The 12,431-nt window shown below is 53.8% G+C and carries 12 protein-coding genes; 6 read left to right on the forward strand and 6 right to left on the reverse strand.

Features of this window, described 5'->3' with window-relative positions; genetic code table 11:
* Nucleotides 1-10: 10 nt before the first annotated feature.
* The 6 genes from fabY to OLG56_RS21220 all read right to left on the reverse strand — a co-directional run bounded on the left by fabY (nt 11) and on the right by OLG56_RS21220 (nt 4,820).
* Nucleotides 11-952: a fatty acid biosynthesis protein FabY gene (gene fabY, locus OLG56_RS21195; RefSeq protein ID WP_001518251.1), complete on the reverse strand. Its 942-nt coding sequence runs from the start codon at nt 950-952 to the stop codon at nt 11-13.
* 44 nt (nt 953-996) lie between these two features.
* Nucleotides 997-1,434 carry a D-aminoacyl-tRNA deacylase gene (dtd, locus tag OLG56_RS21200; protein WP_000560969.1) on the reverse strand — a complete coding sequence of 146 codons (438 nt, stop codon included), beginning with the start codon at nt 1,432-1,434 and terminating at the stop codon, nt 997-999.
* Nucleotides 1,431-2,303: a virulence factor BrkB family protein gene (locus OLG56_RS21205; RefSeq protein WP_000921423.1), complete on the reverse strand. Its 873-nt coding sequence runs from the start codon at nt 2,301-2,303 to the stop codon at nt 1,431-1,433. The genes dtd and OLG56_RS21205 overlap by 4 nt, the downstream gene beginning before the upstream one ends.
* A complete protein-coding gene (yihX, locus tag OLG56_RS21210; RefSeq protein ID WP_000965695.1) occupies nt 2,297-2,896 on the reverse strand; it encodes a glucose-1-phosphatase in 600 nt (199 codons plus the stop codon). The genes OLG56_RS21205 and yihX overlap by 7 nt, the downstream gene beginning before the upstream one ends.
* A gap of 190 nt (nt 2,897-3,086) precedes the next feature.
* Nucleotides 3,087-3,890, reverse strand: coding sequence for a DeoR/GlpR family DNA-binding transcription regulator (locus OLG56_RS21215; RefSeq protein ID WP_023137059.1), 804 nt, complete (start codon nt 3,888-3,890; stop codon nt 3,087-3,089).
* 33 nt (nt 3,891-3,923) lie between these two features.
* The gene (locus OLG56_RS21220) at nt 3,924-4,820 is read right to left on the reverse strand and encodes a sugar kinase (RefSeq protein ID WP_001520529.1); all 897 of its coding nucleotides are present in this window, start codon (nt 4,818-4,820) and stop codon (nt 3,924-3,926) included.
* Nucleotides 4,821-4,984: 164 nt separating this feature from the next.
* Between OLG56_RS21220 and yihU the strand changes: the two genes are divergently transcribed.
* Genes yihU through OLG56_RS21250 form a run of 6 tightly spaced genes read left to right on the forward strand, consistent with a single transcriptional unit; the run spans nt 4,985 to nt 12,408 of the window.
* Complete coding sequence (gene yihU, locus OLG56_RS21225; protein ID WP_000268248.1) at nt 4,985-5,881, forward strand: sulfolactaldehyde 3-reductase; 897 nt, start codon at nt 4,985-4,987, stop codon at nt 5,879-5,881.
* 22 nt (nt 5,882-5,903) lie between these two features.
* Nucleotides 5,904-6,782 (forward strand): sulfofructosephosphate aldolase, encoded by an 879-nt coding sequence (gene yihT, locus OLG56_RS21230; protein ID WP_001067413.1) that lies wholly within the window; start codon nt 5,904-5,906, stop codon nt 6,780-6,782.
* Between the two features lie 15 nt (nt 6,783-6,797).
* Nucleotides 6,798-8,039 carry a sulfoquinovose isomerase gene (yihS, locus tag OLG56_RS21235; protein ID WP_000870942.1) on the forward strand — a complete coding sequence of 414 codons (1,242 nt, stop codon included), beginning with the start codon at nt 6,798-6,800 and terminating at the stop codon, nt 8,037-8,039.
* A 3-nt stretch (nt 8,040-8,042) separates the two neighbouring features.
* Nucleotides 8,043-8,900, forward strand: coding sequence for an aldose-1-epimerase (locus tag OLG56_RS21240; RefSeq protein ID WP_015406200.1), 858 nt, complete (start codon nt 8,043-8,045; stop codon nt 8,898-8,900).
* A gap of 43 nt (nt 8,901-8,943) precedes the next feature.
* The gene (locus OLG56_RS21245; protein WP_061377452.1) at nt 8,944-10,980 is read left to right on the forward strand and encodes an alpha-glucosidase; all 2,037 of its coding nucleotides are present in this window, start codon (nt 8,944-8,946) and stop codon (nt 10,978-10,980) included.
* A 45-nt stretch (nt 10,981-11,025) separates the two neighbouring features.
* Nucleotides 11,026-12,408 (forward strand): MFS transporter, encoded by a 1,383-nt coding sequence (locus OLG56_RS21250; RefSeq protein WP_000084245.1) that lies wholly within the window; start codon nt 11,026-11,028, stop codon nt 12,406-12,408.
* Nucleotides 12,409-12,431: the final 23 nt, after the last annotated feature.

The raw sequence follows: 12,431 nt of genomic DNA on the forward strand, positions 1-12,431 counted from the left end.
ATATGTCCAGCTACTCCTCCTCATTCCCGCCCTCTTCATACGGGCCGAACGGTTTCGCAGGTAGTACGATATAAATGCCTTCGAAAATTGCCCCTGCGGTCTCGCCGCCCAACAGTTCAACCTGCAACTGGACACGCGCTTTTTTACCCCGCGCCAGCCTGTCCAAATCACCGCTTAGCGAGCCCAAATCAGCCACGGCGTTTGGCTTTCCGCTAATCGGTTTACTGTAGCGAATATGGGCGTCAGCAAGAATAATCGTCCCGCCCAGGTGACGTTCACGGAGCATCAGCCAGATAAGTCCCCATCCAGTCAGCGTCGCCAGGGAGAACAGGCTGCCGGCAAACACCGTGTGATGCGGATTTTGATTACCGGTTTCCGGCATCGTGGTAATAAATTTTTGCCCGGTGTACTGCTGAATGCGCACCCCCATCTTTTCGCTCAATGGAATGTGCTCATACCAGGCCTGCTGAAGCTGCCCGCACCAGTCGCCGCGATGCAGGATATCATCCAGCGATGCTACCGGTTTAATCATCAGAAAATGGCGGATTGGCGTAGTTGTGGGCGTAGTAATCTCCCCTTGATTGACAAATCCGAGTTTGGCAAAGAACTCAACCGCATCTTCGCGCGCGCTGCAGGTGACGCGCTTAACGCCTTCCTGGCGGGCAACAGACTCCAGGGTCATTGCCATTAATGTCCCCAGCCCTTTATCCTGTACCGAGGGATGTACAGCCATAAAACGAATAGACGCCTCGTTATCTGCATTGATATACAGGCGGCCCACTGCAACTAAGTTTCCTTCTTCGTCCACCACCATTTGATGGTGCGCCAACGCATCCCAGCCATCCCGTTCCGACCCTTTCGGCTGGTGCAGCGGTTTACGCAGCATCTCCCAGCGAAACTGGTAGTAACGTTCTAATTCTTCTTCTGTTTGCGGAACTCGAAGGTGATACATAGCCGTACTCTCTCTTGTTATCCGCGGCCACGCCGGAAGCTGACTCATACCTGGAGCCAGAATGTCACGGGACCGTCATTAACCAGCTCAACCTGCATATCGGCAGCGAAGCGTCCGGTTTGCGTGTTTATCGCCTGCTGGCGGCAGCGTTCGACAAAATATTCATAAAGCGCCTGCGCGCGATCCGGCGCAGCCCCGCCGGAAAAGCTTGGTCGCATACCGCGCTCGGTATCTGCCGCCAGCGTAAACTGCGACACCACCAGCACGCTGCCGCCAGCCTGTTGTACATTCAGATTCATCTTGCCGTCAGCATCGCTGAAGATACGGTATCCCAGCACGCGCTCGCACAGACGATTCGCTTTTTGTTCGTCATCTTCTTTTTCGACACCCAATAACACCAAAAGTCCTGGGCCGATTTCACCCGTCACCTCGTCCTCCACGGTGACGCTGGCACGGGTTACGCGTTGAATTAATGCAATCATGGTTGGTCAGCTTCTTCTTGTTCTGCGGCTTGTTTGAGTTTTCGGTATTCCCCGAGAGTGACAGTTATTTCTGCGCCAAGCAAGACTATACACCAGGTCCAGTATACCCAGACAAACAGGATTGGGATCACTGCCAGTACGCCATAAATGAGCTGATATGACGGGAACATGGTGATATAAAGCGCGAAACCTTTCTTTCCGGCCTCGAACAGCAACGCTGCGACAAACGCGCCGACAAGGGCGTCACGGTTCGGTACGCGAGTTGTTGGGACAATACTGTAAAGTAACCAGAATGAGATCCACGAGAGCAGCAGCGGAAGGATGCGCAATACATTGTCGATGACCGTATTCAGATCGCTGGCCCAGCGTAAAGAAAGCAGGTAGGAGCTGATCGCCAGGCTGGCGCCAGCGAGAAGCGGGCCGAGCGTGAGGATCATCCAGTACACCGCAAAAGAGTACACTTTTGGCCGTGTGCGTTTGCTGCGCCAGATAGTGTTTAAGGCGCTATCAATGGCGTACATCAACAGCAATGCCGTCACAATCAGTCCACAGGCGCCCACCGCCGTCATTTTGTTGGAATTAGCGACAAACTGCTCAATATAGCGCTGAATCACGTCTCCGGTGGCTGGCATAAAGTTAGCAAAAATAAAATGGCGTAACTGAATGCTGACATCAGAAAACATCGGAAAAGCAGCGAAAAGGGCAAAAACGACGGCAATAAGCGGTACTAAGGAGAGTAATGAGACATAGGCGAGGTTTCCCGCCAGAGTCGTCATATTATCCTCATCGATACGCTGCCATAATAGCTTGAGCCAGGCCCGAACAGGGCGCGTATGGCGTCCAGCTTTTTGGTGAACGGTTTTTAGCATAACAGCTTCGCGAAATAGTCAGGGATGGTGGCTTTATCCTTCACCAGAATGCTGGTGATCCCCAACTGGTTGGCCCCTTCTATATTATCGGCATTGTCGTCGAAAAAGACCGCATCGGCAGCGGAAAAACCTTCTTTCTGCAGGACGTGCTGATAAATACGCGCTTCCGGCTTACGCATTCCCAAATCCTGCGATAAATAGATATGGTCGGCGGCAGCGCGCACCTCCGGGTATTCCTCCGGCCAGAAGTGGGTATGCAGTCGGTTAGTATTGGATAGCACCACCACGCGATGCCCCTGCTCGCGCAGTTTATGCATGATAGCAATCACTTCGGGCCGTAATCCGACAAATACCGCCTGCCAGCCGTGCGCAAATTGTTCATAACTGAGCGATAACGCCATTTCATGACAGAAAGCTTCAGCAAACGCTTCGTCCGTTATCTCACCGCGTTCATGTTGGTGAAAAGTCTCGCCCATCGTAAATTTTTGCTTCAGCGAAGCCAGCGGTACTCGACTCAGATCGCTCCACACACCTAATACGCGGTTAAAGTCGATGTCGACAATCACATTACCTAAATCAAAGATGTAGAGCATGTCATTCTCCTTGCTAACCGGGGATGAATAACTGTAGCGGGAAAGGAGAAGTTTGACTATGTATCCCTTTATAAATCAATTAACAAAAAGACAATAGAAACGCAGACGATGCCCAATATCGCCTGCATCACAGCGCCGTTTTATTGGCCGGATAAAGCGCTGACGCGACCATCCGGCGCAAGGGCGCTTGTCACGCTGAAATGGCGTCGTCCAGCGAAGGACTCACCTGAACCACTTCGATTTGCTGGGATTGAAGTAAATTCTGTAATGCCGGACCGGGATACTCGTCCGTAAACAGAGCGGTAATCTGTGACACATTGCCGATCTCAACCGCCGCAGAAGCATGGTATTTCGTATGATCGGCGGCCAGCAGAATATGTCGCGAGTGGGCCATCATGGTTTTCACTACGCTGGCTTCGTTGACATCAAACTCCAGTAACGCGCCATCGCTCTCTATCGCGCCTACGCTGGTGACGAGATAGTCCGCCCGGAACCCCGCGACAAACGCCGCCGCGGATGGCCCGATAATGCCGCTATTATGCGGGCGCAGCGTGCCGCCCGGCACCATCACTTCAAAACGAGGGTTATTATAAAGAATGTGCGCGACGCGCAGGCTATTGGTGATAATGCGCAGATGATTATGGTTGAGCAGCGCGCGCGCCACCTGCTCAACCGTCGTTCCAATCGTGATAAATATCGTGGAGCCATCCGGAATATAGTCAGCCACGGCTTCCGCAATGGCTTTTTTCTCTTGCGTCCAGGAGACCTCTCGCTGCTCAAAGGCGGTGTTGACCACACTGGACGCTCTGCCAGCGCCGCCGTGATGACGCGTAATCAGCCCCTGCTCGCTTAATTTACGAATATCGCGGCGAACCGTCTGGGTAGAGACCTCCAACAAACTGGCTAACTCATCGATATTCATATAGCCGCGCTCATCAATTAGCATTAACAGCCGATCGTGTCGCGGATTACCGGTCAGTTCGGTAAGACTCATGAGCATTCCTCTAAAAGCTTCCTACTGCTCATATTATACAAAAAGTGACAAGAAAGATCGGGTTTGCTCACAATCAGGGATACCCGCCCGGCCACCTGGGCGCGTACACTTCAGCGCGGCAACGCCGCTGGCGAATCTGACAGCCTCTTCGATGGCGTATCCGCTTGCCAGGCCAAATGCCAGTGCGCCATGAAAAACATCACCCGCGCCGGTAGTATCCACCACCTCCACGGTAAAACCCGGTTGGTGGCGCACCGCCGCTTTTTCCAACCAGTTGCAGCCTTCGCTGCCTCGCGTGACATAGACATGTCCATTTGTGAGCATTTGTGCTTTTTTTAGCGCATCAATGGCTTCGCTCATCCCCGTCAGGCGTGCCAGCCCTGGCTCGGAGAAGGCGGCGTGGTCGCTTAACGCCACCAGCTCGCTAATATCCTGCGGCGTAATATCGCCATCAAGAACAGTCATGACGCCAGCCTGACGCGCCAGCGTAAACGCCTGTTTTGCGCCGTCATGCCAGCGCACATCCGCCAACACCACATCCCACTGCGAAAAATCGATGTCGTTAAGCCAGTCGGCGTCAGGTAATAAATCCGGGCTGGGATAATTAACGATAATCCGCTCTCCTTTGGCATCCACCATAATCGCTGACTGCGACGACATGGCCTGCGTGTAGCGGCGGGTATAACGGGTATTTACCCCCAGGGATTCCAGTTCCGCCAGCAGGCTGTTTCCGGTGTCGTCATCGCCCACACGGCCAATAAAGTCCACCTGCGCGCCCAATTTCGCCGCAGCCACGGCAGCGGTCGCCGCAGGCCCGCCGCCCACTTCCGTATAGCGCTTCGCCACATATTTACCCCCTTCTGTCGGTAATCCTTCCACGTAATAGATGCGATCCATCACGGTAATACCTACACAAGCAATACGAACCATGGTCATTCCTCAAGCATTTTCGATGTGCTCATTTTAATTTCACGAAATGTTTAAAAAGTGACGGCTGTCAATTTTTTGACTATAAATTACAAATACGATCACAAACAGACAGAAAAATGCTCATTAATGACAAAAAATGACACCACCGTGTTCAGGAGAACGATATGGCAGTTATAGCATTTATCGGGTTGGGACAGATGGGCTCTCCTATGGCGAGCAATCTGCTAAAGCAGGGCCATCAACTCAGCGTCTTCGATGTTAATCCCGACGCCGTACAGCGTCTGGTAGACAAAGGCGCGCAACCTGCAAGCAGCCCGGCTCAGGCAACCATCGGCGCTGAATTTGTTATCACCATGCTCCCGAACGGCGATCTGGTTCGTTCCGTTTTGTTTGGCGAGCAAGGCGTTTGTGAAACTCTTTCCCGTGAAGCGCTGGTCATTGATATGTCCACTATTCATCCGTTGCAAACCGATAAGCTGATTGCCGACATGCAGAGCAAAGGGTTCAGCATGATGGATGTGCCGGTAGGCCGGACATCCGACAACGCGATTACCGGCACATTGTTGCTGCTGGCAGGCGGTACGGCGGAGCAAGTAGAGCGCGCTACCCCTGTTCTGATGGCGATGGGTAATGAGCTGGTCAACACCGGCGGCCCGGGAATGGGTATTCGCGTAAAACTGATCAACAACTACATGAGTATTGCGCTAAATGCGCTCTCCGCCGAAGCCGCCGTGCTGTGTGAAGCGCTGGGGCTTTCCTTCGACGTGGCTTTAAAAGTGATGAGCGGCACTGCCGCAGGCAAAGGGCATTTCACCACCACCTGGCCGAATAAAGTGATGAAAGGGGATCTGTCTCCCGCCTTCATGATCGATCTGGCGCACAAAGATCTTGGCATCGCGTTGGATGTCGCCAATCAACTGCACGTACCGATGCCGCTCGGCGCCGCCTCCCGTGAAGTTTATAACCTGGCGCGGGCCGCAGGCCGCGGTCGGGAAGACTGGAGCGCCATCCTGGAACAGGTGCGCATCAGCGCCGGGCTGACCGCCAACGTAAAAAAGTAACGACTGTATAAAGGAAAATTGAATGAACAACTACACCATCAAAGACATTACGCGAGCGTCCGGCGGGTTTGCCATGCTGGCTGTCGATCAGCGCGAGGCGATGCGTTTAATGTTTGCTGCTGCTGGTGCGAAAACACCCGTTGCCGATAGCGTGCTGACGGATTTCAAAGTGAATGCGGCGAAAATTCTTTCCCCGTATGCCTCTGCCGTTCTGCTGGATCAGCAGTTCTGTTATCGCCAGGCCGTAGAACAAAACGCGGTCGCTAAAAGCTGCGCCATGATCGTCGCGGCGGATGATTTCATCCCGGGCAACGGTATTCCCGTTGATAACGTGGTCATTGATAAAAAAATTAATGCGCAGGCGGTAAAACGGGATGGCGCGAAAGCCTTAAAACTGTTGGTGCTGTGGCGCAGCGACGAAGACGCGCAGCAGCGTCTGGATATGGTCAAAGAATTCAATGAATTATGTCACTCCAATGGTTTGCTGAGCATTATCGAACCGGTTGTACGCCCGCCGCGCTGCGGCGACAAGTTCGATCGCGAGCAGGCGATTATCGATGCGGCCAAAGAGCTGGGCGACAGCGGCGCCGATCTTTACAAAGTTGAAATGCCGCTCTACGGCAAAGGCGCGCGTTCCGATCTTCTTACCGCCTCACAACGCCTGAATGGGCATATCAATATGCCGTGGGTCATCCTCTCTTCCGGTGTGGACGAAAAACTGTTCCCTCGCGCGGTCAGGGTCGCCATGGAAGCTGGCGCATCCGGGTTCCTGGCGGGACGCGCGGTCTGGTCATCAGTGATTGGTTTACCGGATACCGAGCTGATGCTACGTGATGTTTCCGCGCCTAAATTGCAACGTCTGGGCGAGATCGTCGATGAAATGATGGCAAAACGTCGTTAATACGAGGATGAAAGAATGAAATGGTTTAACACGTTGAGCCACAACCGCTGGCTGGAGCAGGAAACCGACCGCATCTTTAATTTCGGTAAAAACGCCGTGGTGCCGACAGGCTTCGGCTGGCTGGGAAATAAAGGGCAAATCAAAGAAGAGATGGGCACCCATCTTTGGATCACGGCGCGTATGCTGCACGTTTATTCCGTGGCGGCGTCGATGGGCCGACCGGGCGCTTATGATCTGGTCGATCACGGTATCAAAGCCATGAACGGCGCGCTGCGCGATAAAAAATACGGCGGCTGGTATGCCTGCGTTAACGATCAGGGCGTGGTGGATGCCTCTAAGCAGGGTTATCAACACTTCTTCGCCCTGCTGGGCGCGGCCAGCGCCGTCACGACCGGGCATCCTGAAGCCAGGAAATTGCTGGATTACACCATAGAAGTGATTGAGAAATACTTCTGGAGTGAAGAAGAGCAGATGTGCCTGGAGTCCTGGGATGAAGCCTTTAGCAAAACCGAAGACTACCGTGGCGGCAACGCCAATATGCACGCCGTCGAAGCGTTCCTGATTGTTTATGACGTTACCCATGACAAAAAATGGCTGGATCGCGCGCTACGTATCGCGTCGGTAATTATTCATGATGTGGCGCGCAACGGTGATTACCGCGTCAATGAACACTTCGATTCACAGTGGAACCCTATCCGCGACTACAACAAAGATAATCCTGCCCACCGTTTCCGCGCCTACGGCGGTACGCCAGGTCACTGGATTGAGTGGGGCCGTCTGATGCTCCATCTCCATGCTGCGCTGGAGGCCCGCTTCGAAACGCCACCCGCCTGGCTGCTGGAAGACGCGAAAGGTCTGTTCCATGCCACTATCCGCGACGCCTGGGCGCCAGATGGCGCAGACGGCTTTGTCTACTCAGTCGACTGGGACGGTAAACCTATCGTACGTGAACGCGTGCGCTGGCCGATTGTGGAAGCGATGGGTACGGCCTACGCCCTCTACACCCTGACGGGCGATAGCCAGTATGAAGAGTGGTATCAGAAATGGTGGGACTACTGCATTAAGTACCTGATGGACTATGAAAATGGTTCCTGGTGGCAAGAGCTGGACGCCGATAACAAAGTGACCACCAAAGTGTGGGACGGCAAGCAAGATATTTACCATCTGCTGCACTGCCTGGTCATTCCTCGTCTGCCACTGGCGCCAGGCCTGGCGCCAGCGGTCGCGGCAGGTCTCCTGGATATCAACGCGAAATAGGTCATGAGGATGGCAGCCATGCACAGCGGTGGAAAAACTATTCAGCTTAATGCGGGCCATTACCAGGCGAAAATCGTCACGGTTGGCGCAGGTCTGGCGGAACTGACCCATCATGGACGCCATGTGGTCATCCCGCATAAACCGGAAGAAATACCCATGGCGCATCTGGGGAAAGTATTGATTCCCTGGCCCAATCGCGTGACAAATGGCTGCTACTCCTATAACGGCAAGGTTTTCCAGCTTGCCGTTAACGACCCGGTTTCGCAGACCGCCATTCACGGTCTGTTAGCCTGGCGAGACTGGCAGATTAATTATCAGTCGGCGACGGAAGCGTCGCTAACGATTTTTCTGCCGCCCTCTTACGGCTATCCCTTTGCGTTGATATCGGAAGTAATTTATCGGTTAGATGCCGCCAGTGGGCTGCGCGTATTGATTCGTACGCAAAACATTGGCGATGAATCAGCCCCTTATGGCGCGGGCGCACATCCTTATTTGACTTGTAATCTGCAAAGCATCGATAGCTGTGTATTAACACTGCCTGCAAGCGAAGAATTGCCCGCAGGCAGGGATTTTTCCGCATCATGCCTGCTCGGCGAAACGCGCCTTGATCATGCGGTTAAGACCGCGACTACCCCGGCTGAGTGGGAGGTCAGACTTACCAGCCCAACGCAGAACATGTCTACATTTTTACGCAGCAATCAACCCTGGCTACAGATCTATACCGGCGAAAAACTCAGCCGAAAAGGTCTCGCGGTAGAGCCTATGAGCTGCCCGCCCGATGCATTTAATTCCGGGATCGCGCTGATTCATCTTGCCCCAAAAGCGATCCATCAACTGCATTTTTCCATCGGCTGCGACTAGCCCAAATGGATTACCGAATTACCCTACATTCACGGAGATTACAATGAATTCTCTACCACAACGGTCAACCGATTTTGAACTGACAACATCACAGGATGGTTTTGCGCTTAACTGGCAGCAGCGCCTGATTTTACGCCACAGCACCGAAAATCCCTGTCTGTGGATTGGCGCGGGCGTTGCCGACATTGACATGTTTCGCGGCAACTTCAGCATCAAAGACAAACTTAACGAGAAGATTGCATTAACGGAGGCCACGGTCAGCGAGCTACCCGACGGCTGGCTGGTACAATTCAGCCGTGGCGCAACAATTAGCGCCACCCTTCGCATCTCCGCCGATGAGGCGGGACGCCTGAAGCTGGATCTGCAAAACGACGACCTGCACCATAACCGTATCTGGTTACGCCTCGCGGCTAATCCAGACGACCATATCTACGGCTGCGGCGAACAGTTCTCTTATTTCGATTTGCGCGGCAAGCCGTTCCCGCTGTGGACCAGCGAACAGGGCGTTGGCCGTAATAAAACCAGCTATGTCACCTGGCAGGCAGACTGTAAAGAGAATGCCGGCGGCGACTATTACTGGACCTTCTTCCCGCAACCGACCTTTGTCAGCACGCAGAAGTATTACTGCCACGTCGATAATAGCTGCTATATGAATTTCGACTTCAGCGCGCCGGAGTATCACGAACTGGCGCTGTGGGAAGATAAAACTACGCTGCGTTTTGAGTGTGCCGACACCTACATCGCCCTGCTGGAAAAACTGACTGCGCTGTTAGGTCGCCAGCCGGAGCTGCCGGACTGGGTTTACAACGGCGTCACGCTAGGCATTCAGGGCGGTACGGAAGTTTGCCAGCAAAAACTGGATACCATGCGCAACGCAGGCGTAAAAGTGAACGGTATTTGGGCACAGGACTGGTCCGGTATCCGCATGACCTCCTTTGGCAAGCGCGTGATGTGGAACTGGAAGTGGAATAGCGACAACTATCCGCAACTGGATAGCCGGATCAAACAGTGGAAAGAAGAAGGCGTCCAGTTCCTCTCTTATATCAACCCATACGTCGCCAGTGATAAAGACCTCTGCGCCGAGGCAGCGAAACACGGCTATCTGGCGAAAGACGCCACGGGCGGCGACTATCTGGTCGAGTTTGGCGAATTCTATGGCGGCGTGGTCGATCTGACCAATCCTGAAGCTTACGACTGGTTCAAAGACGTCATCAAAAAGAACATGATCGCGCTCGGCTGCAGCGGCTGGATGGCGGATTTCGGCGAATATCTGCCGACCGACACGTATCTGCACAACGGCGTCAGCGCAGAGATCATGCATAACGCCTGGCCTGCGCTGTGGGCGAAATGTAACTACGAAGCGCTACAGGAGACCGGCAAACTCGGCGAGATCCTGTTCTTTATGCGTGCGGGTTACACCGGTAGCCAGAAGTATTCCACCATGATGTGGGCAGGCGACCAGAACGTTGACTGGAGCCTTGATGATGGTCTGGCCTCGGTAGTACCTGCGGCATTGTCGCTGGCGATGATCGGCCATGGTCTGCATCACAGCGATATCGGCGGCTACACCACCCTGTTTGACATGAAACGCAGCAAAGAGTTGCTGCTGCGCTGGTGCGATTTCAGCGCCTTTACGCCGATGATGCGCACCCATGAAGGCAACCGCCCCGGCGATAACTGGCAGTTCGACGGCGACGCGGAAACTATTGCCCACTTTGCCCGTATGACCACCGTCTTTACCACGCTGAAACCGTATCTCAAGCAGGCGGTGGCGCAAAACGCGGCTACCGGTCTGCCGGTCATGCGTCCGCTATTCCTGCACTACGAGAACGATGCCGCAACCTACACCCTGAAATATCAATATCTGCTCGGTCAGGATCTGCTGGTCGCGCCGGTTCACGAGCAGGGGCGTTGCGACTGGACGCTGTATCTGCCGGAAGATCACTGGGTGAATATCTGGACCGGCGAAGCTCACCACGGCGGTGAAATTACCGTGGATGCGCCCATTGGCAAGCCGCCGGTCTTCTATCGCGCGAAGAGCGAGTGGGCTTTACTTTTTGCTTCTTTACGGAATATCTAATACGGCTCGCCCGCAGGGAAACCTGCGGGCAGATGGAGAAGAATAATGAGTCAAACATCATCGAATCCGGCAACCCTACGCTTGCCGTTTAAAGAAAAACTTGCCTATGGACTGGGGGATTTAGGTTCCAATATCCTGTTAGATATCGGGACCCTCTATTTACTCAAATTTTATACCGATGTGCTGGGTTTACCAGGGACTTACGGCGGGATCATTTTCCTGATCGCCAAATTTTTCACCGCATTTACCGATATGGGTACCGGCATTATGCTCGACTCGCGGCGTAAAATTGGTCCGAAGGGCAAATTCCGCCCGTTCGTGCTTTACGCGGCATTTCCAGTAACGCTACTGGCGATTGCTAACTTTGTCGGCACACCGTTTGAGGTGACGGGAAAAACCGTCGTCGCAACGATACTGTTTATGCTGTACGGGCTGGTTTTCAGCATGATGAACTGCTCGTATGGCGCGATGGTGCCCGCGATTACCAAGAACCCGGATGAACGCGCCTCGCTTGCCGCGTGGCGTCAGGGCGGCGCCACTCTCGGCCTGCTGCTGTGTACCGTTGGCTTTGTGCCGGTCATGAACCTGATCGAAGGCAATGCCCAACTCAGCTATATTTTCGCCGCCACGCTATTTTCATTGTTTGGCCTGCTATTTATGTGGCTGTGCTACGCCGGCGTTAAAGAGCGCTACGTCGAAGTGAAACCTGTCGATAACGCGCAAAAGCCCGGATTATTGCAGTCGTTCCGCGCCATCGCCGGTAACCGTCCGCTGTTTATTCTGTGTATCGCCAACCTTTGTACTCTCGGCGCCTTCAACGTCAAACTGGCGATTCAGGTTTATTACACCCAGTACGTTCTTAACGACCCGATCCTCCTCTCCTGGATGGGCTTCTTTAGCATGGGCTGTATTTTTATCGGCGTCTTTTTGATGCCCGGCGCAGTAAGGCGTTTTGGCAAGAAGAAAGTCTATATCGGCGGGCTGTTAATATGGGTGGCGGGCGATCTGCTCAACTACTTCTTTGGCGGCGGCTCGGTCAGTTTTGTCGCCTTCTCCTGCCTGGCGTTCTTCGGTTCCGCCTTCGTCAACAGCCTGAACTGGGCGCTGGTTTCCGACACGGTGGAGTACGGTGAATGGCGCACCGGCGTCCGCTCGGAAGGGACGGTTTACACCGGCTTCACGTTCTTCCGTAAGGTCTCCCAGGCGCTGGCAGGGTTCTTCCCCGGCTGGATGCTGACGCAAATCGGTTATATCCCGAATGTGGTGCAATCGGCAGGCACCGTCGAAGGCCTACGCCAGTTGATCTTTATTTATCCTTGCGTGCTGGCGGTCATCACCATTATTGCGATGGGCTGTTTCTACAACCTCAACGAGAAGATGTACGTGCGAATTGTGGAAGAGATTGAGGCCCGGAAACATACGGTTTAACAACAATAAAATATAACGCCCTG

It is taken from the genome of Salmonella sp. 2018103 (genome assembly GCF_026247685.1).
In the GTDB taxonomy this organism is placed as follows: domain Bacteria; phylum Pseudomonadota; class Gammaproteobacteria; order Enterobacterales; family Enterobacteriaceae; genus Salmonella; species Salmonella enterica.

Excerpts from the sequence above, each read along its gene's own strand:
- OLG56_RS21220 (WP_001520529.1), bottom strand. The coding sequence starts at position 4,820 with ATGGTTCGTATTGCTTGTGTAGGTATTACCGTGATGGATCGCATCTAT.
- yihU (WP_000268248.1), top strand. The coding sequence starts at position 4,985 with ATGGCAGTTATAGCATTTATCGGGTTGGGACAGATGGGCTCTCCTATG.
- fabY (WP_001518251.1), bottom strand. The coding sequence starts at position 952 with ATGTATCACCTTCGAGTTCCGCAAACAGAAGAAGAATTAGAACGTTAC.
- yihS (WP_000870942.1), top strand. The coding sequence starts at position 6,798 with ATGAAATGGTTTAACACGTTGAGCCACAACCGCTGGCTGGAGCAGGAA.
- OLG56_RS21250 (WP_000084245.1), top strand. The coding sequence starts at position 11,026 with ATGAGTCAAACATCATCGAATCCGGCAACCCTACGCTTGCCGTTTAAA.
- OLG56_RS21215 (WP_023137059.1), bottom strand. The coding sequence starts at position 3,890 with ATGAGTCTTACCGAACTGACCGGTAATCCGCGACACGATCGGCTGTTA.
- yihT (WP_001067413.1), top strand. The coding sequence starts at position 5,904 with ATGAACAACTACACCATCAAAGACATTACGCGAGCGTCCGGCGGGTTT.
- OLG56_RS21240 (WP_015406200.1), top strand. The coding sequence starts at position 8,043 with ATGAGGATGGCAGCCATGCACAGCGGTGGAAAAACTATTCAGCTTAAT.
- dtd (WP_000560969.1), bottom strand. The coding sequence starts at position 1,434 with ATGATTGCATTAATTCAACGCGTAACCCGTGCCAGCGTCACCGTGGAG.
- yihX (WP_000965695.1), bottom strand. The coding sequence starts at position 2,896 with ATGCTCTACATCTTTGATTTAGGTAATGTGATTGTCGACATCGACTTT.
- OLG56_RS21205 (WP_000921423.1), bottom strand. The coding sequence starts at position 2,303 with ATGCTAAAAACCGTTCACCAAAAAGCTGGACGCCATACGCGCCCTGTT.
- OLG56_RS21245 (WP_061377452.1), top strand. The coding sequence starts at position 8,944 with ATGAATTCTCTACCACAACGGTCAACCGATTTTGAACTGACAACATCA.